The sequence below is a fragment of the Acetobacterium bakii genome (assembly GCF_001263355.1).
Lineage (GTDB): Bacteria > Bacillota > Clostridia > Eubacteriales > Eubacteriaceae > Acetobacterium > Acetobacterium bakii.
This window is the reverse complement of record NZ_LGYO01000011.1, coordinates 85,288-110,629: the sequence shown is the minus strand read 5'-3', so window position 1 is coordinate 110,629 and position 25,342 is coordinate 85,288. Positions and strand designations below refer to the sequence as shown.

The 25,342-nt window shown below is 44.5% G+C and carries 13 protein-coding genes; all 13 read right to left on the bottom strand.

Going from position 1 to position 25,342, the window contains the following annotated elements:
- Window positions 1–208: 208 nt before the first annotated feature.
- The 13 genes from AKG39_RS05605 to AKG39_RS05550 all read right to left on the bottom strand — a co-directional run bounded on the left by AKG39_RS05605 (window position 209) and on the right by AKG39_RS05550 (window position 25,109).
- Complete coding sequence (locus AKG39_RS05605; protein ID WP_050739383.1) at window positions 209–10,024, bottom strand: InlB B-repeat-containing protein; 9,816 nt, start codon at window positions 10,022–10,024, stop codon at window positions 209–211.
- A 353-nt stretch (window positions 10,025–10,377) separates the two neighbouring features.
- A complete protein-coding gene (locus AKG39_RS05600) occupies window positions 10,378–12,234 on the bottom strand; it encodes an HD domain-containing phosphohydrolase (RefSeq protein ID WP_050739382.1) in 1,857 nt (618 codons plus the stop codon).
- 23 nt (window positions 12,235–12,257) lie between these two features.
- Entirely contained in the window at window positions 12,258–14,405 is a 2,148-nt protein-coding gene (locus AKG39_RS05595; protein WP_050739381.1) for an HD domain-containing phosphohydrolase, read from the bottom strand.
- Between the two features lie 131 nt (window positions 14,406–14,536).
- The gene (locus tag AKG39_RS19985) at window positions 14,537–14,698 is read right to left on the bottom strand and encodes a hypothetical protein (RefSeq protein ID WP_160316149.1); all 162 of its coding nucleotides are present in this window, start codon (window positions 14,696–14,698) and stop codon (window positions 14,537–14,539) included.
- A gap of 31 nt (window positions 14,699–14,729) precedes the next feature.
- A complete protein-coding gene (gene nspC / locus AKG39_RS05590; RefSeq protein WP_050739380.1) occupies window positions 14,730–15,866 on the bottom strand; it encodes a carboxynorspermidine decarboxylase in 1,137 nt (378 codons plus the stop codon).
- Between the two features lie 3 nt (window positions 15,867–15,869).
- Window positions 15,870–17,069, bottom strand: coding sequence for a saccharopine dehydrogenase family protein (locus tag AKG39_RS05585; protein WP_050739379.1), 1,200 nt, complete (start codon window positions 17,067–17,069; stop codon window positions 15,870–15,872).
- Between the two features lie 26 nt (window positions 17,070–17,095).
- On the bottom strand, window positions 17,096–17,941 hold the full coding sequence (gene speB / locus AKG39_RS05580) for an agmatinase (RefSeq protein WP_050739448.1): 846 nt from the start codon (window positions 17,939–17,941) through the stop codon (window positions 17,096–17,098).
- Window positions 17,934–18,785: a polyamine aminopropyltransferase gene (gene speE, locus AKG39_RS05575; protein WP_050739447.1), complete on the bottom strand. Its 852-nt coding sequence runs from the start codon at window positions 18,783–18,785 to the stop codon at window positions 17,934–17,936. The genes speB and speE overlap by 8 nt, the downstream gene beginning before the upstream one ends.
- A gap of 4 nt (window positions 18,786–18,789) precedes the next feature.
- On the bottom strand, window positions 18,790–20,247 hold the full coding sequence (locus AKG39_RS05570; RefSeq protein WP_201780249.1) for an aminotransferase class I/II-fold pyridoxal phosphate-dependent enzyme: 1,458 nt from the start codon (window positions 20,245–20,247) through the stop codon (window positions 18,790–18,792).
- 16 nt (window positions 20,248–20,263) lie between these two features.
- Entirely contained in the window at window positions 20,264–21,058 is a 795-nt protein-coding gene (gene speD, locus AKG39_RS05565; protein WP_050739445.1) for an adenosylmethionine decarboxylase, read from the bottom strand.
- A gap of 505 nt (window positions 21,059–21,563) precedes the next feature.
- Entirely contained in the window at window positions 21,564–22,544 is a 981-nt protein-coding gene (locus tag AKG39_RS05560) for an LCP family protein (RefSeq protein WP_050739378.1), read from the bottom strand.
- Window positions 22,545–22,711: 167 nt separating this feature from the next.
- Window positions 22,712–23,779 (bottom strand): 4Fe-4S binding protein, encoded by a 1,068-nt coding sequence (locus AKG39_RS05555; RefSeq protein WP_050739377.1) that lies wholly within the window; start codon window positions 23,777–23,779, stop codon window positions 22,712–22,714.
- Window positions 23,769–25,109 (bottom strand): HAD-IIB family hydrolase, encoded by a 1,341-nt coding sequence (locus AKG39_RS05550; protein ID WP_242852560.1) that lies wholly within the window; start codon window positions 25,107–25,109, stop codon window positions 23,769–23,771. The genes AKG39_RS05555 and AKG39_RS05550 overlap by 11 nt, the downstream gene beginning before the upstream one ends.
- Window positions 25,110–25,342: the final 233 nt, after the last annotated feature.

Sequence of the window (25,342 nt, the reverse complement as noted above, 5' to 3'; positions counted from 1 at the left end):
ATTCTTATTTCACACAGACATTATTACCGCCTGTGAAGACGTCATTTTGCTTTCATTCAACTTATTATAAAACAATTCCTGTCCAATAACAAGTGAACCTAAGCTGATTATGGCGTTTGAAAATTAGCTGCAAGCTAATAAAAACACTGACCTTGATGCGTCATGCATCCGGGTCAGCGTTTTTGTTTTTTAAGCGGCTATTATGATTTTATTTAGAAGCTTTTCTTTTTTTGATGTGTATGCCCGCACCTAAAAGCAGTGAAAGCAGCAATCCCGACAGGAGCCAATCATGGGCGACTGGTTCTCCTGTTTTGGGATTTTCAACGGAGGCGGTCTTTTTGATGGTAACTGCGCTTGGATTATTGGAGCCCAAGCCGGTCTCATTAGCACTCGATCCTAAACCACCGGTATTTGAATCAGGAGGTGCTGCTATTTCAGCAACCGGAGTATAAACAACGGCAAAGGTGCTAAAATATTGGGATCCAAAACTTAAAATCGACCCATTCAATTGAGATGGAATCTCTTGTACCACACCATTGTGAATTCGAATCAACCTAAAGTCCGTGCCCTCATTGATTAAATTGCCAATATCAATGGACATTTGAAGTGGTTGGTTGAGCTCAGACAATTCCTTAACGCCATAGCTGTTTAACAGGTAATTAAACAGCAGCATATTTAAGCGGATGTTGAGATATAGTCCCACCCTCTGTCCATTAGCAATATTTTCAATCAGGCGCTGATCCCAAATACCGATGTCCGACAGCTCGATTTTATCTAATATTAATTGGGCATATGCCGTTGTATCCTTTTGAATATCTGGGCCGGTTAAAATGCTTTGCAAATCACCAGTTGCCGTTACATTTAACCCCGAATTATTCTGCAAAATGGGTTGATAGCGATCCACTTCATTAATACCCGGAGGATTTAATGAGAAATGGGCCTCTGCGGCAAGATCGCTCGCTGCACTAAAAGTCCAGCTGGCATCGGTACTGGCACTGACTCCATTGACAAACCAACCGTCAAATTGGTAGCCATCATTGGTAGTGGCGCTTAAAGTGACTGGATCCCCGGGATTAAACGATCCGCCTCCTATGATAATTCCGCCTTGATCCGGAACTGCTGTTGCCCTCACCTGATAGGTTACCACCACCGGTGGAATCAGGGAGAAATGGGCTTCTGCTGCAAGATTGCTCGCTGCACTAAAAGTCCAGCTGGTATCGGAACTGGCACTGACTCCATCGACAAACCAACCGTCAAATTGATAGCCATCATTGGCGGTGGCCGTTAAAGTAACTAGATCTCCGGGATTAAACGATCCGACCCCAGTTACTGTTCCCCCTTGATCCGGCACTGCAATTGCTGTTACCAGATAGGGTACCACAACTGGTGGAATCAGGGAGAAATGGGCTTCTGCAGCCAGGTGGCTTGATACACTAAAGCTCCAGTTTTCATCGGTACTTTTACAGACCTCATTGACAAACCAGCCATCAAACTGATAGCCCTCATTAGCGGTGGCGGTTAAAGTCACCGAATCCCCGTCAGCGTAGAATCCTCCTCCGGCAGCGGTTCCCCCCTGAGCCGGCACTGCGGTGGCGGTTATTTCATGCTCGACTTTTATAAAATGAGCGGTATAGGTTTTGGTTCCATTGACTACTGGTCTAAAGACCGGTGACACGGCTCCTTTAATGCGCCCATTTTCATCTGACCAATAAGCCAAGATGTAATGTGATTTTAAGGGTATTGCCGTTAACATCGCTGTGTCACCATAGGTATAGGTTTTCTGGCCGAAAACATAACCGATTCTTTCGGGATCCACATTGGCTCTGATATCATGGGTGGTTTTTTCAAATACGGCTGTTAAGGTCGTATCTTCAGATATCCGAAAGAGATGACATCTGGCATTGGAGACTTTCAAACCGTTTTGGTTTACCCAATGAAGGAACTTATTCCCGGGATAGGCCACCGCATAGACCATGACATATTGACCCGATTCAACTTCTTTTTCACCAGCGATGGCAGCCCCTACTAAAAAGGCTTTCCCCTGTAAAATTGATTCTTCGGTTACCGTGAGTTTAACAGTCTCCGTGGATTTAAAGTGTGCCATCAAAACAGTATCTCCAGCAACTATAAATGTATATACTGCGTCCTGACTGAGTACATTTCCTTTGATATCTGTCCAGTTGGTAAATTCATAACCATAGCCGGGTATAGCTTCCACTGTGGTTGTATCACCAACGGTGGCATCCAGATGATAGCCTCTGGCGATATTCCCGCGAAGATATTCTTGTGCCAGGGGAATGATCAGGGCTCCCTTGGTGTTTTTAAAAGTTGCTGAAATATTAATGGGACTGTTATTAATCCAATCTTCATTTAAGTTAAAGGTATAATCCAAATCCGGTGAGATACAGGACTGATTCCCCTCGGTATCGGTCATCATCCAGCCCGCAAAAGCATATCCCATATCTGCCCTGGCAGATAATGTGACCGCTTGACCGAAATTATAGGATCCGTTTCCGGTGGCTGAGCCGCCATCTCCACTGGTGACGTTCACCTGGTAAATATTCGGTGTGAAAACTGCCGTCAGATTGGTGTCTTTGGTAAGCGTAATCGCATCACTGCTTAATATGGAAACCTGCTCCCCGGTTTCTGCATCTATCCAGGCGGTAAAAGCGTAACCTGGTGAAGGTATTGCCGATATGCTGGCCTGATCAGCCTCGGAAGACGGATTGTAACCACCTTCCCCTGATACGCTTCCACCTGAAACCGGATCTGCCATGATGGTCAGGACAAATGCTTCATTGCTGAAATCAACCTCCAGGTTGCGGTCAGCAGTGGCCGTAAAAGTATAGGTACTCTCCTGACTGACGCACTGTCCATTTTCAAACCAGCCCACCAGCCGGGCCCCAGCAACAGGTGAGGCTTCAAGTGAAACCGATTCTCCGGCGGGATAGGTGCCGGCATCGGAAACACTGCCCAGGTTAGGATCATTAACAGTGGCCGTGACATTATAGGTTTGCGGTGAGAAGTTCGCTGTTAGCTGAACATCTTCCCGGATGGTAAAGGTGTAAACAGCATCCGCACAGACAAGGCTTCCGGTACTGTCTGAATAGCCATTAAACACATAGCCCAGTTTCGGTGTTGCCGTTAAGGTCACTGGTTTTCCGTAATCAGAGGTGCCTGTTCCGGATACGGTTCCGCCCTGAGCCGACTCAATATCAACTGATACATTATATTGAATGGGCTTAAATTTTCCAAAAATGATATGATCAATATAACCCACAAAGTCGTATTCCGGTGTATCACAAACCTTAATCCCCAATATATCGTACCAGCCAACAAATTCATAACCTGTTAGAGGTACGGCATTAAGGTAGAATTCGTCCTTGGTTTCCGAAGTCTGATGGATCTTATAAACCCGCCCCCCTTCAATGGGATCCGGGAAAGCTAACAGCCACAATCCTTTATGAGAAAATGCTGCCACCAAGGTGCGATCTTTTTCGGCTACAAAGGTATAGGTGTCTTTCTTTTCGACCTTCTTTCCATTTTCATACCAGCCTTCAAATTCATAGTCTTTCTTTTCTTCGGCTTTTAAAGTGATGGACTCCCCAGCAGTGGTGACCAGCCCGGTTTCCGGTATGTCGACATCATCCGAGGTGACCGTTCCACCCTCAACATAATCACACTGCACTTGGATCTTAACCGAATTGCCAACGAAATTGGCGATTAAAGTTTCGTCATCGGTTACGTCGAAGGTATATTCCGCGAGCTGAGAAACCGATACACTATTTCCATTTGACCAGTAGGCAAATTTATATCCTTTTTCCGACACCGCCGTTACGGTTACCGAATCCGACAGTTTATATGGGTTGGTTCCGGTTTGGCTGACCGTTCCCATTGTAACATCTTCCGAAGTCACGTCCACGGTGAATGAATTTTCTTTATAGCTGGCAATCAGTGTGGTATCTTCTTCCAAAATGAAAGTGTAAGTTTCAGATGTGGACAAGGCAACATCATCAGCTAATGATGCATACCAGCCATTAAAGATATAATTTTCCGTCTGATCTTCATCAAGCACAGCCGTAACCGTCGTTTCTTCCCCAATTTTACGACAGCCGTCTCCGGTTAGGGTGACCAAGGGTTCCATTTCAAGGGGATCAGAAGTAAGGGTCACATTGGCTCCCAACTCAAACTGAGCGGTAAGAGTGCGATCAGTTGCGGCTTCAAAGGTATAGGTTTCATCCTCGGATACTTGAGCCTCATCTTCAAACCAGCCGTCACAGACATAGCCTTCAGCAGGGGTCGCAGTTAGCGTTACCGTGTCTCCAATGACCGCTTCCTGGGTTAGTGTAACGGTTCCGCCGTCATCCGGTAATGCATTGGTGGTAATCGTAACTGCGCCTTCATAACTGGCAATCAATGTCGTGTCTTCTTCCAGTATGAAGGTATATATTGCTTCCGTTGATAACGGCACTTCATCTGTTAGTGCGGCATACCAGCCCTTGAATATATAGTTATCCGTCTGCTCCGGATCAAGGACGGCAGTGACGGTAACTTCTTCACCTATTTTATTCAATCCATTTCCGGATAGGGTTATAAATTCATCCATTGACACGGGATCACAGGTGAGATTCACATTGGCTCCCAGCTCAAACTGAGCAGTCAGAATATGATCAGATAAGACCGCATCAAGGGTATAGATTTCATCAGGCGAGACAAGAAGTTCATTTTCATACCAGCCGTCAAAAATATAATTTTCATTTGCCGTGGCTGTGACTGTTGCGGGTTCTCCGCTTACCACTGTATGAGTGGCGGTAACCGTTCCGCCAACTTCTGGAGTCGCATTGGTGGTAATCGTGAATTCTTCCTTAAAATGGGCGGTGTAAATGGATCCTTTTTCAGTTTCGTTCACAAAGAAAGACATGCTTTCTGCTAAGGGGTCATCGATGACTTTTAGTGCATCACTGCAGGTCCAATTTTCAAAAACCCAACCTGGATTTGCGGTGGCTTTTAAGACAGCCATTTCACCGACGCGGTAAGCTTCTCCGCCGATTGCCATTCCGGCTTCTGCCGGCGTGGCTATGGTGGTAATCGTTACATGGTTATTGTCATCCGGGTCAGGATCCGGGTCATCATCGGTGATGCCTGCGGCTATATCTTCCAGTAGTTCGAAGGCCACTTCTGCAGCCTCTATTTCGGCATCTGCCAATAGTTCTTCTTCGCCCAGGTAAATGGCTGCGGCAATACCGGCGGCAATCGCCGCAAGACTGGCGATGGTCGCAAAAAATTTCACTATCTCTGTTGCCGTATCTCCATTGCTTTTGTTATAGACAGCCACAACAGTGGTGTTTCCGGTGATGTAGAGATTGATCGTGCCAGCTTTGTTATTTGGCACCGCACTTGTTAAAGTTTTGCCCTTTTCATCTTCAAAATGGGAAAATTTATAATCGGCCTGATTTCCCTGGGATACAGTAACCAAGGTTCCATAAGGATAGTAGCCCGACGGCGCCGCATTTCCACCAGCTTTAGGATTTGCCGTTACTGTCAAGTAGCAGGATTTTGGTGAATAATTTGCCTGTAACGGGATCGCATCAATGCCCGGCTGACCGGCTGCAATATAGGTAAAGCTTGTCGTTTTACTAAGTTTTTCAGTCCCTTGAGTCCAGTTTTCAAAGCTATAATCCGCATCCACGGAAGCACTGATATTAAAGGTTTCACCGACATTTCGATACCCATTGCCGGAAACCTCTCCACCAATTAAATCCACTCCGGGAACGGATCCCTCACTGGTAAAGGCATTTTCCACGGGAATTCCAATGTCTTTTAAATGCAGTTTGGCAATCAGCGGGGTAGTATCCAGCAGCTGATAGCTGAATGACAGCTCACTGCTCACTAAAACCGGGGTATCCGTGTCCGTATACCAGCCGTCAAAAACCAGATTGGGATCCACAGTTCCGTAATTAAGGGTAACCGAATCTTTGAAATTACCGCTGACTTGGGCGTTGGGGAACTGGGTCACCTGGGGAAAAACCCCGGGAAGCCGATTCCGCTGGTAATTGTCTGTCCACTCGGCTGAAACAGGGACTACCACGGTATACTCCTGGACAAAATCATATTGAATGTCCATCGGTTCAGCAATGGCGGCAATGGTATAAACCGCATCATAGGTAATCAAAACTCCAGTGTTGCCATCCAGATAGTCTTTGAAAAGGACATTTGGTATGGTTGTATTAGGAGTGGCCGTCAGCACGACCTGATCCCCATATATCGGGACTGTCCCATCCGGCATTAAATCCATGTTCCCGTTTGCATCCACCCTTGACACCTTCATTTCAACATTGCCGTAGGCCGAACGGCTGGGATCAATGAAATTCAGGGTCACCGGGCATGGGAGTATTTCAAAGTTTGCCGTATAGGTGATATCTTCTGCCACATCCAACACCAATGAAGGCGTTGTAATGACCGTATCATCGAGACTGTTGGTCCAATTGATAAATCCAAACCCGGTATTGGGTGTGGCTGTCAGCGTGGCCTGATCTTTATAGTTATAAACCGCTCCTCCGGTGGCGGTCCCCATCGTCGCGGGGTTGGCAACGGCCGTGATGGTGTTTTGGCTCGCATGAAAAGCTCCGGTTAAGGTATCATTGCCGGTAACCGTATAATTTAAGGAGCTGTCCCCGGTGACAATATCTCCGGCTGCGTTAACCCAGCCATCAAAGACAAAATTAGGATCTGGCGTGGCGACCGCCGTTATGATATCCCCATAATAAGGTCCATCTGTCGGGTAATCAGCCCAGGCAACCGTTCCTCCGCCTTCGGCATCAGCATTTAAATCGACCGTATAAGCAATCTGCGAAAAGTTAGCTTGCAGATTCACGTTATCAGCCGGAAGAAAAGTCCAGTTCGGATTCCGGCTGAAAACGTTTCCGGTGGGAATGTCCGTCCAGTTCACAAAAACATACCCCGGGTCCGGCACAGCCGTCACTGTCAGCCATTCCCCGTAAAGCAACGAAATCCGGGAGGCGCTCGCGGTTCCGCCAGGAGTTTTTTCGACAACCGACACATTAAAGGATTTTGGGGCATAGTGAGCCACATAGGTCTTTACCCAGTCCGGACCCACTGTTACGGGGAGTTGCGAAATCGTATAGGGATGGCCATTGGAGTCTGTGCAGATATTGCCATCGGAATCCGTCCAGTTGACAAAATTATAGGGCAGATTCGTTGCCGCTGAAATGGTTTTATTCTCATACATGGGCGCTATAATCACATCTGGCGGTTGGATCCCAAGAGGATCCCCATAGGAAATGATGACGCCGTAATCGGTAACAAAAATAGCTGAAAGCTTGGTTGCCTGGGTTACCGTATAATCGAAATTTTGATCTTTGCTAAGCTCTTTCCCATTTTCATACCATCCCAAAAAACGCAGGGCGGGATTTGGAACTGTTACAACTGCATCAAGAGGCAGCACTGTCCCGTAGCTGTAAAGACCGCTTTGAGGAGTGATCGTTACCTGATCGGCCACAGATGCCTGAGCCAGCAATGAAATATCTACCGAATAAGATTTTAATTCAAAAACAGCGGTATAATTTCCCTGGGTAGCTTCACTGGCGGTAAAGCTATATTGAGGACTTGAGCTTACCGCTAACTCTGAATCACCCAGGGTCCAGCGAATAAAGTTATAATTTGGACTGGGCGTTGCATTCAAGGTAACGGCTGCGCCATTCACAAAAGAACCGCTTCCAGTCACGGTTCCGCCTTCACTGGGGTTTGCAGTTGCGGAGATCGGATACTGGATTTCGGAAAAAGTCGCCGTTAGGGACATGTTTCCAACAATGGTGACACTATATTTTGCACTGGTAGAAACAGTATTCCCATACTCATCAACCCAGCCATTAAAATTGTATTCATCATTGGGAATTGCCTGAATATTAACGACCTGTCCATAAGTCAGATTATCTGCACTGCCGACGACGGTTCCACCATCGCTTGGATCAGCTGTCAGATCCAGGGCATAGGTATTTTGGGTAAAATGAGCCACCAGATTAGTATTTTTTTCCGGTCCAAAGGTATAAGTTGGGGTTGTGCTCATAATCTGCCCGGTATCGCCATCTGTCCAACTGTTAAATGAGTATCCCGGTGACGCTGTTGCTTCAACCGTAGCATTTTTTCCGTATGGTATCGAAGAATCCGAAGTAACCTGGACGGTACCTCCCCTGGTTGGAGTTTCGATAACGGAAATGGTAAATATTTTAGGCGTAACGTTGGCAATAAAGGTCTGTAACCCCGTTTGCACCTCAACATCGAGGTTTGGGTTACTGCTCACAACCGCGCCTGCAGGATTGGTCCAGTTCACAAAATCGTAGTTGTCGGATTGACCGTTATAATTCAGAGACGTGCCTATGGGCTGGATATCAATATCCACGGTTCTTGATGAAAATGGATTTCCAAAAACGATAACTGAACCCCAATCTGTATCAAATACCGCGGTAATCAGCACTGGTTCGGTTACAGTATAATTAAAGTTGATCTCGCTGGATAATAAAACGCCGTTTGCATACCAACCCAAAAACGTAACAGCAGAGCCGGTCCACCGGGCTTCCAAAGGCAAAACGGTTCCACTGGCATAGTTCCCGGCTGCCGGCATCACTGTAATCGACTGAAGCGATGCCGGGGAAGCTACCTTGGAAATCTGTACCGGGATCATTTTTACTTCAAACACCGCCGAATATTGACCCGATGTTGCGGCACTGGCGGTAAAGGTATAATTACTCTTTTTACTGATAACCGCCTGTGTTTGGGGATTAATCCACTGGACAAAACAATAATTCTCTGCGGGTGTGGCAGTAAGTGTCACTGAAGTTCCACTTACATAGGTACCGCTGCCACTTACTGTTCCGCCCCCTGTGGGATCCGCCGAAACCTGAATTTCTACGGTATCAGGAACAAAACTGGCGGTATATTTACCATTATCTGTCACCGTGATGCTTAAGGTCGGGTTTGTACCAACAACCACAGTATTTTCATCGGTCCATTGGCTGAACTTATAGCCGGCGTTGGGGGTGGCTGTGAGCGTCACCTTAGAGCCGTTGGCAACATTACCCCCGCCAATTACTGTTCCATTTCCGGCACTCACTGCTGCCACCGTACATATCGTTGGTCCAAAAATCATTTGATAGGTGCCTGATTCTGTCACCGGTACATACACCGGCTCGGTATAGGCAGTGTAGGCTGTTTGATTGTTGGCATCAATAAAATAATAGCCCGTGCATTCATAACCGGGGTTGCCGGTAGCGCACAAATACACACTATCCAGCGAGCTGTATGAACCGGTTTCATTAAAAACGGTTCCCCGGGTTGGATCTGAACTTTCCACGACGATATTATAGCCCCCAACAACCTGTGCTTCGATGGTCACGTCTCCAGTCAAGATAAAACTGGCAGAGGTTGTATTGTCAAAATGCTGGGTATACCCTTTGTCAAAATATGCCACAATTGAGGTAACGACATAGCCATTAATTGTTTTTACATCAACATTCAAAGTCGATCCCATCGGATAGTCGCCATTGCCGGTTTGACCGTCGCTTCCACTTACTGACATGCTTCCAAATTGAGCGGGCAAACCCTGGTAATAAACGTTCGCAGTACTGACCGGTTGAGAATCCGAGATAAATGCCACTGAGATGACCGTATCAGCATCTAATTGTTGATTGCTTACAGGCAAAGGGGTTTCGAAGATTCGTCCCCCCATGGATGCATAAACGAGATAAACTTCGTAGCCTGGGTTGGCCACTGCATTGATTGTCAATATTGATCCCTTAGGGTAGACTCCCGGTCCAGTTTGACCTCCACTGCTTAATGTGACTGTTCCAAATGCTGGGTTGAAGTCCGTCAACGTAACGTTGACTGTGGATCCATTTATTTCTAAATTGTTACTCGCCTCTTGCGCAAAAACCGCCGCTTGGGGCAGTATGGTATTTAATACCAATACCAATGATAGCATTAATGCCAGGTTTTTTAAAAATTTCATGTTGTGTCGCTCCTTTGTTTTTTATGATCCGATAATTTTTGTTTGTAACATGTCTGAATTTATTCTTATTCTGTTAAACAAATTGTCAAAACCATAAAAAGCAAGGGTGACAGCCTTACCTCATCGTATCCAAACTATTGGATTTTCACTGATTCCAGTTTCATATTGATTCTGCCCAAACCAATCCTATTCTAAATTTAATCGACATAATCAAGGTTTTCTGTAGGTTTTTCTTTAAAATTTCACTCTTTTTATTTAATCTTGAATCCCGTTATTTTGCTGACAAAAAGATAAAAAGGCCGGCATCTTTAATTAAAGATGCCGGCCTTTTTATTAACTAATACTATGGTCTTTTAACGTAATTCATCATAAATCACCTTAATCAGCGCCTCGACAATATCCGGATCATAATGAGTCCCGGCATTTCGTTTCATTTCTTCCAAGGCAATCCGATTACTGAATGCTCTGCGGTAGGGTTTGTCGGTTGTCATTTCGTCAAAATGCTCGCCAACCGAGATTATTCTGGCCAGCTTCGGCGTTTCTTCAGCCTTTGTTCCCTGGGGATATCCGGTGCCATCCCATCGTTCATGGTGGCCCAGTACCACCGGAGCTAAATCCATGGTATGGTCAAAAGCATTGAGGATGCGATATCCTACAACCGGGTGGAGTTTCATCTCCTTCGATTCATCTTCGGTCAGTTTCGTATCTTTCTTTAAAGCTTCCTTATCCAGTGCAACTTTTCCAATATCATGGAGATAGGCAGCCTTGGCGACCTTATTGATGTCGGCTTCGGATAAATTCATCTTTCGGGCTATTTTCTTGCAAATTTCACTGGTTCGCCGGGCGTGTTTAGCCTCATCCGGAAAAGCGCCATAAAGGGTGTCCACAATAACATTAAAGGTGTCTTCCTTGTTCTGCCCCCGTTCAAGGGTTTTTTCCATGTACATATTTTCTTCGGCTCCGGCCAGCACCGCCAGAATACTTTCATCGGGTTGATACTTTGTGGCATAACCCATTGAAACACTGCCCTTAATGCCTTTAATCTTCTCCCTGGAAAAGTTATCTTTTATGCGATCGGTTATTATTTGGGCTTCCTTCTTTTGTGTCTGCGGGAGTAAAATCGCAAATTCATCCCCACCCCAGCGGGCAATAATATCATCGGCCCGACACACTTTTTTAAATATTTCAGAAACTTTTTTGAGCAGTTCATCCCCGGCATCATGTCCAAAAATATCATTGGTCAATTTTAATCCATCCACATCTCCAATGATAATGGAGATCGGCAGATTTCGTTCAATATCCAGGCGATTCATTTCTTCTTCGAAAAACCGGCGATTGTATAAGCCGGTGAGGGAATCATGGAAGCTCAGGTATTCATTCTTTTTCCGTTCTTCTTTTTTATCGGTTACATCTCTAAATACAATAACAGCACCGGTTATCTTTCCGCTTTCATCGCTGACCGGTGCCACACTGTCTTCCAGGTGATATTTTTTTCCGTCTTTGGAAACCAATACCGCATGGCTATCAAGTTCCTTTGTCGCCTTTGTTTTGAAAACTGTTTCAATGGGATCATTAATGACACCGCCATTTACTTCATGCTGTAAAACAAACACTTCCTTATAATCCCTGCCAACGGCTTCTTCTGCGGACCACCCCGTCATTTTTTCCGCTGCGCCATTTAGCATTTCAATTTTCCCCTGTCGATCCACAACCAGAACGCCATCCCCAATGGAGAGAAGGGTTTGTAAATATTTTTCTTTTCCTGCCACAATTCGAATGTATGACCCAATGCCAAAATTTCCGTTTAACAAATCTACCGGGAACTTGGTTGTTTTGTAAATATTACCCTTGGCAATTTCCTGGTCGGTAACAAAAGATTTGGTTTCCAGTACCTTTTTATCGGTTTTTCGTTGTTTGATTGCGCTTAACTCATCCATGAAATCAAAGTCATCATATCCGATGATTTCGGTAATATCTTTTCCATAAAATTCTTCCATGGCTTCATTTACAAAAATATAATTAAATTGTTCATCTTTCAAAGAAACCGGAATTTCTTCTGATTCAATAAAGGTCTGCACTAATTCATTAAATCGACGAATTTCCTGATTCTTTTTCTTCTTTTTCAATTTTTTCCTGATTATATATATGACTAAACTTATTAAGCTTATAGTAATAATGATCATGAGTACCGGCAATCCGTATTTTTCCATTTTTTCACCACCCTCCAATCCTATTATATTTTAATTTGCTGAACTTTTTGGTCACTGATACCATTATTAATAAAGATGTTCACAATATCCGGATCAAATTGAGTTCCGGCATTTCGAACAATCTCATTGATTGCCACTTCTTGATCCATGGCTTTTCGGTAGGGTCGGTCGCTGGTCATCGCATCATAGGCATCAGCTACGGCAATAATTCGGGCCGCCAATGGTATAGCACCACCTTTTAACCCCTGAGGATATCCAGTTCCATCCCATTTCTCATGATGGCTAAGAATATATTCTGCGATTTGTTCAAGCTCCGGAGCGGACATGGCAATCCGATATCCGATTTCAGGATGCTTTTTCATGATTTCCCATTCTTGATCGGTTAATTTTCCCGGTTTATTTAAAATATGATCAGCAATTCCAATTTTACCTATATCATGAAGCATTGCAAACAACTCCAATTTATCAAGTTCCTTTTGTGAAAGATGAAGGGTCATACCAATACTTTTGGATAATTGTATTAAACGCTGGGCATGCTCTTCGGTTTCCTGACTTTTTTCAAACATCGTCGCCCTAATCGAAGATACAATAGAGCTTTGGGTACTCCGATGCTCCATCAGTTTCTGTTTGCGCATGTTGTCTTCAGCTTCTTTTTCAATCCCGCTAATTATTTCTTCCGCCGATTCCTTTGTTCCGCAACCCAGAGAAAGATTAAGATAAATAATCTCATTGGTAGTTTCCTTATTATAGGATTCACAGGCCCCTTTGATTTTTTTTAATATGTCATTGGCTGTTCCGGCAGCGGTATTGGGCAATATGATTCTGAATTCATCGCCACTGCTTCTAACCAGAATATCTCCCGGTCGACAACAGCTCTTCAGAATCTCTGCGATTTGAATGATGAGCCGGTCGCCCTCTGCGTATCCAAAAGCATCGTTGATTAGTTTAACCCCATTAATATCACCAATAATCAGGGAAACTGGAAAAAACGCTTCCGAATCCATTCGCTTCAGTTCCTGTTCGAAAAACCGGCGATTATACAAGCCGGTCATATCATCATGCTCGCTGATATAATGGATTTGTTCGTCTCTATGCCTACGCTCGGAGATATCTTCGACCATACACAAATAACCCTTATTAGCACCAAATTGTAAAGCTGTGATCATCATCTGAACCCAAACCAGAGAGCCATCCGGTTTAATGTACCTTTTTTCAATAGAATAATTACCGATTTCCCCGGTCTTAAATTTTGTGAAAAAATCAAGATCCTTTTGAACATCATCCGGGTGGGTAATATCCATCCAATTAAAAGAACTGTTTTTTTCTTTTGTTCGACCGATTATTTTATTAAAGGATGGATTAATTGTTGTATTATTCATCCTTTCATCAACCATTGCAATGCCGATGGGAGCCTGTTCAAAAATATTTCTGAATAACGTCTCTCTTTCCTGTAATTGATTGGTCACAATTGATAATTTATTTTTTTCTTCTTTTAAATCCGTATTTTTCATGAGGATTCTATAAAAAAACAATAAAATCAAAAAGAGAAAGCACAAAATGATAGCGGACCTCAACAGATCCTTCATTGCGATATGATTCCAATTATCCGCAGGATAGTCCACACCGAATACCGCAATAACTTCCCCTGTTTTTGAGTCCATTATGGGAACCAGCACACTGATCCAGTTTCCCCATCGATCGATGGTGGGCCCAGTTACCAATGTTTTTCCCTCATTGAATACCTGGAAGTCCATTTCGGTTGCTTCGGGATACGCTTGTCCCGGCGGTGAATAATCAACTGAATCCGGCTGTTCAGAATCTGCCATAAAATAAATTTTGCCATCCCTTAGTGCATAGAGATAAGAAAAACGAATGTCATTATTCAGATTAACAAGATTTGTCAGACTTTCTTTAATTTGTTGATAGTCAATTTTTTGAACATCTGCGGGAATGAGTTCCAGATTCTCAATGGCTTTTTTTTGAAATCCAGCCGCTCCGGCCTCTGCAAGTTCGACTGCTTTACCGGTGGTAACCTTAATACTGATTTGCCAGGTACTCGTTAAAAAAAGACCACCGAAAACAATTAACAGCATCAATGACAATATGAAGAATACTTTTTGTTTTTTTAGATCGTTTATATGACCTGAAATAAACTTTTTCAATGATTGCATAGAGATTCCCACTCATTCTTTTTATAATGTTGATTGAATTTATCAAAATTGCCTTTATTTTTCCATTATCGTTTCTATCTTTCTATAATGTTTCAGAAAAATTAATTTAATGTATTATACCATAATCTTTCCTATAAAAAAACATCGGATTGATGATTGACTATTAATTGAATTATTTTATTAATTGTCGACTCTTTGAAAAACCCTGCCGGAAATATTTTTGCTTTCAAAAAAACAAAATGACCAATTTTGCCTTTATCATTGGCAAGATTGGTCACTTTGTTTTTTGACAATCCTTTTGTCTAATTTGTTTCGTTGCCGATCTTAGGAAAGCCTGTTTTTAAAATCCTCGTATCCGAATTGTCGAACCATACGGATATTTTTCGCCTGGGTGAAAATTGCGATTGAAGGCAAGTTCATGCCATTAAAGGTGTTGTTCTTCACCATGGAATAATGGGCCATATCACAAAATACCAGCCGGTCACCAATTTTCAAGGGCTGCGCAAAGGAGTAATCTCCGATGATATCCCCGGCCAGACAGGTGGGACCACCCAAACGGTAGGTAAATGGTTTCTCTTCAGGTAGAGCAGCACCAATAATTTCCGGTCGGTAGGGCATTTCCAGCACGTCGGGCATATGACAGGCCGCTGAGGTATCGAGGATCGCGATTTCTATATCGTTATCTACGATGTCCAGCACCGTGGCCACCAAAAACCCGGTATTGAGGGCCACCGCCTCGCCGGGCTCCAAATAGATTCTTAGATCGTATTTCTTCTGCATCCGGGTAATGCTGGAAATCAGTTTCTCAATGTCATAATCAGGCCGGGTGATATGGTGTCCACCACCAAAATTCAACCACTTCAGCTGCTGAAGAAAGGGGCCGAATTGCTCTTCCACGGCTGCCAGGGTTAACTCCAGGGCATCCGCATTTTGTTCGCAGAGGGTGTGAAAATGCAGTCCGCTAATGCCCTCAAGAAGGTCAGGGCGAAATTGCCTGGCGGCGACCCCCAGCCGGGAGCCGGTTGCACAGGGATCATAAATAGCATGATCCTGGGTGGAACAGCCGGGATTAATCCGGATGCCACAGTCGCGGTTCCCAGCCAGGGCCTGATCCTTATATTTCTGCCACTGGTTAAAGGAATTAAAGACGATGTGGTCACAAATACTTACAATCTCAGTAAATTCACTTTCTAAATAGGCGGTTGAAAAAACATGGTTCTCCTTGCCCATTTCCTCATATCCCAGCTTTGCTTCGAACAAACCGCTGGCGGTGGTGCCCGCAAGGTACTCTCCCATCAGGGGGTACATTGCAAACATCGAAAAAGCCTTCTGGGCCAATAAAATATGGGCACCGGTACGATCCTGTATTTGTTTCAGAATTTTTAAATTTTTAATAAGCAGGGCTTCATCCACCACATAACAGGGCGTGGGCAATTGGGCAAACGCATCGTTTAATTCCATACGCTAGTCAACCAGCTCCGGTTCAAAGCTTTCCTGCCAGGGCAATCCCCATTTGTTTAAGGCTTCCATAAAGGGATCGGGATCAAATTCCTCAATATTATAAACTCCGGGTTTATTCCACTTGCCGGTCATGACCATCATCGTTCCGATCATCGCCGGCACCCCGGTGGTATAGGAAATTGCCTGGGATCCCACTTCTTTGTAACTTTCCTCGTGGTCGCAGACATTATAAAGATAATAAGTTTTATCTTTCCCGTCTTTTTTACCCTGGAAAATACAGCCGATGTTGGTTTTTCCCTTGGTTCGCGGTCCTAATGTGGATGGGTCCGGCAGTACCGCTGCTAAAAATTGCAGGGGCACAATCTGCATACCCTGAAATTCAATGGGCTTGATCGAGGTCATGCCGACATTCTCCAGACATTTAAGGTGAGTCAGGTAGCTCTCGCCGAAGGTCATAAAAAAACGAATCCGGCGAATGCCTTTAATATTCAGACCCAGGGATTCCAGCTCCTCATGGTGGAGCAGGTACATATCCTTCTGACCAATTTCCGGAAAGTTGTAAACTCGCTTAATTTCCATAGGCTTGGTTTCAATCCACTGGCCATTTTCCCAGTAGCTGCCATTGGCACTGACTTCACGAATATTGATTTCCGGGTTAAAGTTGGTGGCAAAGGGATAGCCGTGATCCCCGGCATTGGCATCGAGAATATCAATGTAATTGATCTCGTCAAACTCATGCTTTTGGGCATAGGCTGCGAATACCCCGGTTACGCCGGGATCAAAACCACTACCCAGCAGGGCGGTGATACCCGCCTTTTCAAACCGTTCCCGGTAATCCCACTGCCATTTGTATTCAAATTTAGCGGTATCCATGGGCTCATAGTTGGCGGTATCGACGTAATTGGTTTTGGTCGCCAGACAGGCATCCATAATGGTCAGGTCCTGATAGGGCAGGGCCAGATTAAGTACCACATCGGGCTTGAATGCCTCGATGAGGGCAACCAATTCGTCCACATGATCGGCATCCACCTGAGCGGTGGTGATTTTAGTTGCTCCGCCATCCAATTTAGCCTTAAGTGCGTCACACTTGCTCTTGGTCCGACTGGCAATACATATTTCACTGAATACTTCGCTGTTCTGACAGCATTTATGAATGGCGACGCTAGCCACGCCCCCACAACCGATAATCAATGCTTTTCCCATAATTTCATCCTCCTTTTATTTATTCTTTATAAAATTGCTAGCAATAACTCGCGCAACACCTTGCAGGCCACCGCTGTGGAAGCACCGCTTTGATCGTAGATCGGGGACAGTTCGTTGAGGTCACAACCGACGATATTGAGTTTGCTGACGATTTGAATGGCGTCCAGAAGTTCCAGGAAACCGACCCCGCCGGCTTCGGGGGTTCCGGTGCCCGGGAAAATCGAAGGGTCCAGGACGTCCAGATCCAGGGTGAAATAAACGGGTTTGTCTTGAAGCGGTTTGACAACTTCTGCCAAACCGTTAAAGTTAAATTTCTGGGTGGTGACATGGTCTTTCCCCCAAAGAAATTCGCTGCGGTCGCCGGAGCGAATCCCGAACTGAAAAATTTTGTGGTCCCCCACCAGATCCCAGACCCGGTGCATAACCGAAGCGTGGGACAGGGTTACCCCCAGATAGTCGTCCCGCAGGTCGGCATGGGCGTCAAAATGAATCACATGCAGATCCGGATATTGGGATACCACGGCCCGTACGGCGCCGAGGGTCACCAGATGCTCACCGCCGATCATCACCGGCAGCTTGTGGTCGGCCAGGATTTCCCGGGTGAACGCTTCAATTTGGGCCAGGGCCTTGGGGGTGTCGCCAAAGCACAGCTCCAGATCACCGCCGTCAAACACGGCAATCTCTTCCATATCCTTATCCTGATAGAGGCTGTAGGTTTCGAGGCCAAAGGATTCCATGCGCATGGTTCGGCTGGCAAAACGGGTGCCCGGGCGGTAGGAGGTGGTGGAATCGAAGGGGGCTCCAAAAATCACCGCCCTGGCATCCCGGTAGTCGCTGTCGCAGCCGATAAAGGTCTCAATATTTTTACTCAGCATCTCTTAACATCTCCTCCACATAATTTGGCAGCGCAAAGCACCCGGCATGCAGTCGGGTATTGTAATAACGGGTTTTTAAACCCAGGGCATTCCATTTAACGCCATTTAAATCCGCGGTGGGATGATATTTTTTGGAAGCAAACCCAAACAGCCAGTGCCCGGAGGGATAGGTGGGAATATGGGCCTGATAAACTTTACTAATCAGAAATGACTGGACAATCCGCTTATGGGCTCGTTGCATGGCAATGGCATCATCGGCATAAAAGGCGCTTTCGTGCTGATTGACCATAATGCCGTCCGCTTTAAGAGCTTTGTAGCAATTGCCGTAAAACTCCTTGGTAAACAGGCCTTCCCCGGGCCCAAAGGGATCGGTGGAGTCCACAATAATCAAATCATACTCATCTTCACAGTGCCGAATGTAGCGCAAGCCGTCCTCAAAATGCAGGTGGACCCGGGGGTCATTAAAACAGCAGGCGGTCTGGGGCAGGTGCTTTTTACAAACCTCCACCACCAGCTCATCAATCTCCACCAGATCGATGTGTTCCACCGTCGGATAGCGGACCAACTCGCGGATGGCCCCGCCATCGCCGCCGCCGATAATCAGCACCCGTTTAACCGCGGGATGGACGGCCATGGGTACATGGACCATCATTTCATGATAAATAAACTCATCTTTTTCAGTGAGCATCATATAGCCGTCCAGGGTTAAAAATCGGCCAAACTCTTTAGAGTCGAAGACATCGATGCGCTGAAATTCGCTTTGCCCGGAATAAAGCTGGCGGTCGACCTGAATTGAAAATTTTACGCTGTCGGTGTGTTTTTCGGTATACCACAATTCCATTTATCTAAACCCCCTTTAGCACATTCAAATATTCTATGTCCATATCCTCGGGACCCGTTACCGAGCACCCTTTTTCCTTGACATACGCAATCGACTCCAGAATTTCCTCGGTAATACGCTCCCCCGGAGCCAGAATAGGAATGCCGGGCGGGTAGCACATCACAAATTCGCTGCAGATTCGACCAGTGGCACGCTTTAGTTCCAGGGCTTCTTTGTCGGCATAAAAGGCCTCCCGGGGCGCTACCACCACTTCGGGATTGATATATTCAAATTGGAGCATCCCGGATTTATCCTGTTTTTTATAACGCCGCCGAATTTCCGCCAAGGCGCTAACCAACCGCTCCAGATTCCGCTGACAATCCCCGACGGAGATATAGGCCAGGATATTGCCAATATCCCCAAATTCTACCTGGATGTCATATTCATCCCGGAGAATATTATAGACTTCAATTCCGGCCAGACCCAGATCCAGGGTATTCACCGATAGCTTGGTGACGTCAAAATCATAGATGGTGTCGCCATTGATGAGTTCCCGGGAATAGGCGTAATAGTCCCCAATCTGGTTAATTTCATCCCGGGCATACTGGGCCATTTGATTAACTTTTGTAAAAATTGCTTTGCCGTTAACCGCCAGATTTTTCCGGGAAATATCCAGACTGGATAACAGCAGGTAGGAACCGCTGGTGGTCTGGGTCAGGTTGATGATCTGGCGGACGTGACCGGGATTGACGCCCTCGCCCACCAGCAGAAATGAGCTTTGGGTCAGGGAGCCGCCGGATTTATGCATGCTCACCGAGGCCATGTTGACCCCGGCGGCCATGCCACTGAGGGGCAGATCCTCACCAAAGTACAGGTGGGTGCCGTGGGCCTCATCCGCCAGTACCAGCATGCCGTGCTGATGGGCCAGTTCGGTAATGGCTTTTATATTCGAACAAATTCCATAATAGGTAGGGTTGTTAATCAACACTGCCTTAGCATCCGGATTGGACCGAATTGCTTGTGCCACCCCGGAAAGGGTCATGCCCAGGGAAATACCCAGCTGATGGTTTATTTCCGGATTCACATAAACCGGGATCGCCCCGCAAAGAATTAGGGCATTGATAACGCTGCGATGGACATTCCTGGGCAGAATGATTTTATCCCCCTCTTTACAGGCCGCTAAAACCATGCTCTGAACCGCTGAGGTGGTGCCATTAACCATAAAGAATGCATACCTGGCCCCAAAGGCATCCGCCGCCAGTTCCTCGGCTTCTTTGATGACCGAAATGGGATGGCAGAGGTTATCCAGGGGTTTCATGGAGTTTACATCCACGGACATACAACGTTCGCCCAAAAAATCGGTCAACTCCTTGTTACCCTTCCCCCGTTTGTGTCCGGGCACGTCAAAGGGTACCACCCGCATTTTTTTAAATTCGTTGAGCGCTTCTAAAATGGGAATTCTACTCTGATTTAATTTCATCATTTTTATCCCCCTTGTTTTAATACACATTGCTACCGCTGAAAATTTCAATCATCTCCCGGCGCAGGCTATCGGAAATTTGCAGCCGTGTCTTTGGCGGCAATTCATAGACGTCGGTATTGAACAGATAGTTCTGCAGACACATTTCTTTTAACAGCATTTTTGTGTGAAATATATTGGACTGATAAACATTGATGTCAATGGCATCATAGGCTTTCAGTGTTTCATCTTTAATATAATCCTGGATGGATGTAATTTTATGATCCATAAACAGCTTTTTTCCGCTAATATCCCGGGTGAATCCCCGAACGCGATAGTCCATAGTAATGATGTCGGAATCGAAGCTGCCAATGAGATAATCAAGGGTGCTCAAGGGAGTAATTTCCCCACAGGTCGCCACATCAATATCCACCCGAAAGGTTGCCAGACAGGTATCCGGATGATATTCCGGATAGGTATGGACGGTTACATGGCTTTTGTCCAGATGCGCCACCACGGTTTCGCCGTGAAGATTCGCATGGGACTGGCCGACTTCCCCGCAGTCACGCAAGAATGTTTCTTCGGCAATTAAAAAAGTTACGCTGGCACCCTGGGGATCGTAGTCCTGTTTTGACACATTCAATACCTGGGCTCCAATCATTTCTGTCACATGAAATAAAATTTTGGTAAGCCGTTCAGAATTGTACTGCTCATCAATATAGGCGATATAATCCCGTTGTTCCCGTTCGGTTTTAGCATAACACACATCATATATATTAAAGCTAAGAGATTTGGTCAAGTTGTTAAAACCGTTCAACTTTAATTTATTTTCCATAATCCACCCCAATTCATATTTTTTTACCAAACAAAAAACCCAAGTGAAAAAGCAGTATCTGCTTCCTAACACTTGAGTTTCACTTCTAAAAATCTTGTTTTATTTACAATTAAATGCCCCGAATCGGGCCTTTAATTTTTATTCAAAATTCGAAGATTAGAGTCTATATAGCAAGAATTCACTTTTACTACTCTTATTGATTTTTCACAAGTGTGATGTGCTTAGTGCACACGGTTTTAAGTAACCAACTTATAAAATTTGAGCAATCACTCAATCAATAAGGCAACGAAAGTTGCCAAAGGGCCTTTGACCCGGCCGTCCTTACCGTATTTAATTTCTTTATAATCCCAAACATGCGGACAAAGAAATGGTCATTTGCAATTTTTCAGTGTTCCTAAATTCTTTGATTATTGACACCAAAACAGCTTAAATCAAGCCTTTATTCACGACACGAATTGTACTATAAAAAAACTTAAAAATCAAGAATAATTTTATATTTTCTTGTCTAAAAAGTATTTATTATTTCATTGCTTATGGCTTCAACCCCTTCAGTTGGTACATACCCTGTTTCCTCATAAATAAACTGATGCAAATAAATCACATTTTCACTCAACGTATCTGGTTTTAAATAATAAACACTATCCCACAAACCACCGACTGCCTGACCATCAATCGGCAAACGCGCATCTTCCATGGTTGTGATCCCCGCAGCAAATACCTTGGTAGCCAGCCCCACCAGTTCACCTTGATCAAAACTCGTTTGTATGTAGGGTGAGAGTATATCAATCAGCGATAGAGCCTGAGGTAATGATTTATTATTCAATACCTTGGTTAAGACATTCTGTAAAACGGTTCTTTGCCGTAATGTTCGTTCGTAATCCCCATCGCCGGAATAACGTATTCTACTATATGCCAAGGCCTGTTCGCCATTGAGCGTTTGCAAGCCCAGGCTGCTGCCTGGGATGTGCTCAATTTCATAATCTTTCACATCAATCTCAACACCACCAACAGCATCCACTATTTTTTCCAACGCACTGAAGTTCACGGTGACATAATCTTTAATATTCATATCAAAGTTTTCATTGATTGTTTTAATCGTCAATTCAGGCCCGCCGTATGCATAGGAATGATTGATTTTATCATATTTTTCACCGGGAATATTTACAAAGGTATCCCGCATGATGGAAGTAAGTTTGATTTTTTTATGAACAGTATCCAGGGACGCGATCATAATTGAATCCGCCCGGGAACCGTCATAGTCCTCGGCTCTGGTATCAATCCCAAATAAGGCGATATTGATAATGTCACTGCTTTTATCTGCGACTTCAGATTTGATATTCAATGCTTCGTCATTCTCTGTAATTTTCACCGTATCAATATCACCTAGATAGGTGCTATATACATAAAAAAATCCCGATGCCGCCAAAATAAAAACTACCAACAGCGGAATCAGTATCTTCTTGATTGTACTGCTCTTCTTACTCATTTTCATTTTCCTTTGTCATAAAAATACCTACCTCTTGAATTTATCGAAAACTCGATTCTTAATTTTTAAATTATAACATAGTTGAAGTGCAAATTGTTTGAATAAATTTAAATGGCCGGTTTCTTTTATATGGGTGCTCCCAGAAGCAAATAATTAAACAATTATAACTATATTTTTGAAATTAGCTCTATAAAGTTGGTTGAATAGGATAAGGTCATCGTTGGACAGATATCCACACAGTGACCGCACCCCACGCAGCGCAGCTCTTTCACTGACTTCCCATCCTTTGCTCTGTTTTTAATATCAATGGACATTGGGCAGACATCATTGCACTGACCGCACTCAATACATTTTGTGTTGTTCGTGATGATTTTTTGTCCGACTATTTTTCCCAGCAAACCCAATACCGTCCCGAGTGGACAATAATAGCAATAGCCCCGGCCAATAAATGCCACCCAGAAAAACATGGCCATTAATAATTCTGCACTCAGGTATTTATATAATTCAATTTTGCCGATGGTTTCAATATTGCCTGGCAGGGATACCCCTAGTAGATACAGGATCCAGTAAAGGGTGAAAAAAAGCGCCATAAAAAGAAAAATCCATCTCAATACAGAAAAAACACGAAGTCCCCGACTCCCGGCCTTTTTCTTTTTCCCCACCAGAGGAAATGCCGGAGCAAAAACTTCCGAAGCAAACCCATTAAAAAGGCATAGCGTTGAACACTGCCACCGCCGGCCGAATAACAGGGTCCCGATAGTTACAATAACACTGAAACAAACATAAAATACTAAGGCCGCGCTTATACCTGTAATCCCCCAAACTGGTAAACGACTCAGATAAAAAGAGGAGCCGGGATCCAACAATTGTAAAGGCGTTGTGGTCCAGGGCAGGGGCATGGTAAAGAAGTATAATTCTGTGTTGTTTAAAAGCAGCGGCGAAATAATATGCACCACCAAAGCCGCTATGATAAATCCAGTCAGGTTTCTTTTTCGCATCGTGGTTCTTTTGGAAGCGCCGATGATTCGCAGGGTTAAAAAACTGCCCAGAATGATAAAGGCCATCTTTATCCAGTTTTCATAGAAGTGCCAAAACCAGGTAATAAAAGCTGCCACCTCAGGACTTGCCTGGCTGGCATAGCCATAATTCAAACCTGCAATCACAAGACATAGGATGATATAGATCCAAAGAATGATTTTCAGAATTCTCAATTCAATTGTTTTATCAGCTTTCAAAAGTTTGCGCTCCTTTTCGTTTGGAATAAAAATGCTTTTCTATGGTTTTGACAACAGCATCACTATTATTATCCCCTATGATTATCGGCTCCATTTCCATTAATCCATCGGTTGCATTGGCAACTGCATAACCATGGTCGGCCATTTCCAATAAGGGAATATCGCTTTCATTGTCACCAAAAGCAACGAGGGTATCAGCCGACAGTCGCTCTTGCATTTCAACAATCGCCTTTTTCACTGAAACTTCAGCGCTGTAAATTTCTAAATAATAGTATCCGTCATGCTCTTTATCCCCATGAATAATCACATTGATTTCAGGGGCACAGCTAAGACCGATGATTTTTTCCCGGAGTTTTTCGATTAATTCCAGTTTGTCCACTGCCATAATATAAAGCACGTCCCGGTCGTCTGGCAATTCACCGGAAATATAGTTTTTCTGAGGGTGGAGTTTTTTGGAATGATAGAGCTCTTTTTCAACCGGATTGATGAGTCTGATATAATAAATATGCAGCATATCGTTGATAATGGTATGGGTGAAACAATTGGTTCCCTGCTGCTTGAAAACCTTCAGCACCTGTTGGGCGGTGGAATTGGAAACCGTCCGACAATGCACATATTTCTTTTTTTGCAGATCATAGAGTGCCGCGCCATTCATTAATACCAATGGCAGCTTCAGTTCCACACCTTCGAAAATAGGCAGCAGAGTGGCAATACTGCGATTTGTTACAATAGAGATGAGCGCACCCTGGCTGAGCAGCTTATTGAGCTTTATCTTTGAATAATTGCTGATTGCATTTTGTGAATTTAATAAAGTTCCGTCCAAATCGCTGACAAACAGAATATGGGTGTTTTTCTTCCTGGGAAGATGAAATGCATTAACCCCCAGAGATACAAAAATACCGATTAATGTATCTAAGATTCTATCCATTGTAAAAAGAGCCGGATTCACGTCTGAACCATGGGTTATGGCAATGCTCAAAAAAACAACACAGGCAATATAGGAAGCGGTTGGCTTTTTTATCAGTAAGGTAATGTAAATCAGAGGGATAATGGCTAAAGAGACCATCAGATACTGGAGGGCCGGAATCGATGTCAGGGCCAAACTTCTTTCAACGATCAAAAAAACCAGTCCCATGGCACCGCCGATAAAGGTGCCGACGGTTCTGTTTAAGGCAATTTTAAAGCTATTTGAAACATAGGGCTGCATGCATAAAATCGCTGCAATGGCAGAATAAAATGGTGCCCCCTGCTCGCCCCGCAGGAGATAGATTAAAAAGCAGATATACACTGCTATGCATGTTTTAATAATTCGCATTCCGATTTTAGGCATTCATTTCTCCTCTTACCAAAGCTTCTTCAATAATGATACCATAAAAAAAGCAAAGTATTGTTGAGTTTGTTGGCAAACCCGTCCTGGGGACAATGGTAAATCGTTGTCGGCTGCATGATCGTACAGGCTGTCGCCATGATGCCGACAACTGATGTTACGATTATCCCCAGAACTTACGTTTCTAGTTTGATTACAAACTCCGCAACCATGCGTTTTTTTACTTCTCTCGAATT

Excerpts from the sequence above, each read along its gene's own strand:
- nspC (WP_050739380.1), bottom strand. The coding sequence starts at position 15,866 with ATGGAATTAAACGATGCGTTTGCCCAATTGCCCACGCCCTGTTATGTG.
- speE (WP_050739447.1), bottom strand. The coding sequence starts at position 18,785 with ATGGAATTGTGGTATACCGAAAAACACACCGACAGCGTAAAATTTTCA.
- AKG39_RS05605 (WP_050739383.1), bottom strand. The coding sequence starts at position 10,024 with ATGAAATTTTTAAAAAACCTGGCATTAATGCTATCATTGGTATTGGTA.
- AKG39_RS05570 (WP_201780249.1), bottom strand. The coding sequence starts at position 20,247 with ATGATGAAATTAAATCAGAGTAGAATTCCCATTTTAGAAGCGCTCAAC.
- AKG39_RS05560 (WP_050739378.1), bottom strand. The coding sequence starts at position 22,544 with ATGAGTAAGAAGAGCAGTACAATCAAGAAGATACTGATTCCGCTGTTG.
- AKG39_RS05585 (WP_050739379.1), bottom strand. The coding sequence starts at position 17,069 with ATGGGAAAAGCATTGATTATCGGTTGTGGGGGCGTGGCTAGCGTCGCC.
- speD (WP_050739445.1), bottom strand. The coding sequence starts at position 21,058 with ATGGAAAATAAATTAAAGTTGAACGGTTTTAACAACTTGACCAAATCT.
- AKG39_RS05550 (WP_242852560.1), bottom strand. The coding sequence starts at position 25,109 with ATGCCTAAAATCGGAATGCGAATTATTAAAACATGCATAGCAGTGTAT.
- AKG39_RS05600 (WP_050739382.1), bottom strand. The coding sequence starts at position 12,234 with ATGGAAAAATACGGATTGCCGGTACTCATGATCATTATTACTATAAGC.
- AKG39_RS05595 (WP_050739381.1), bottom strand. The coding sequence starts at position 14,405 with ATGCAATCATTGAAAAAGTTTATTTCAGGTCATATAAACGATCTAAAA.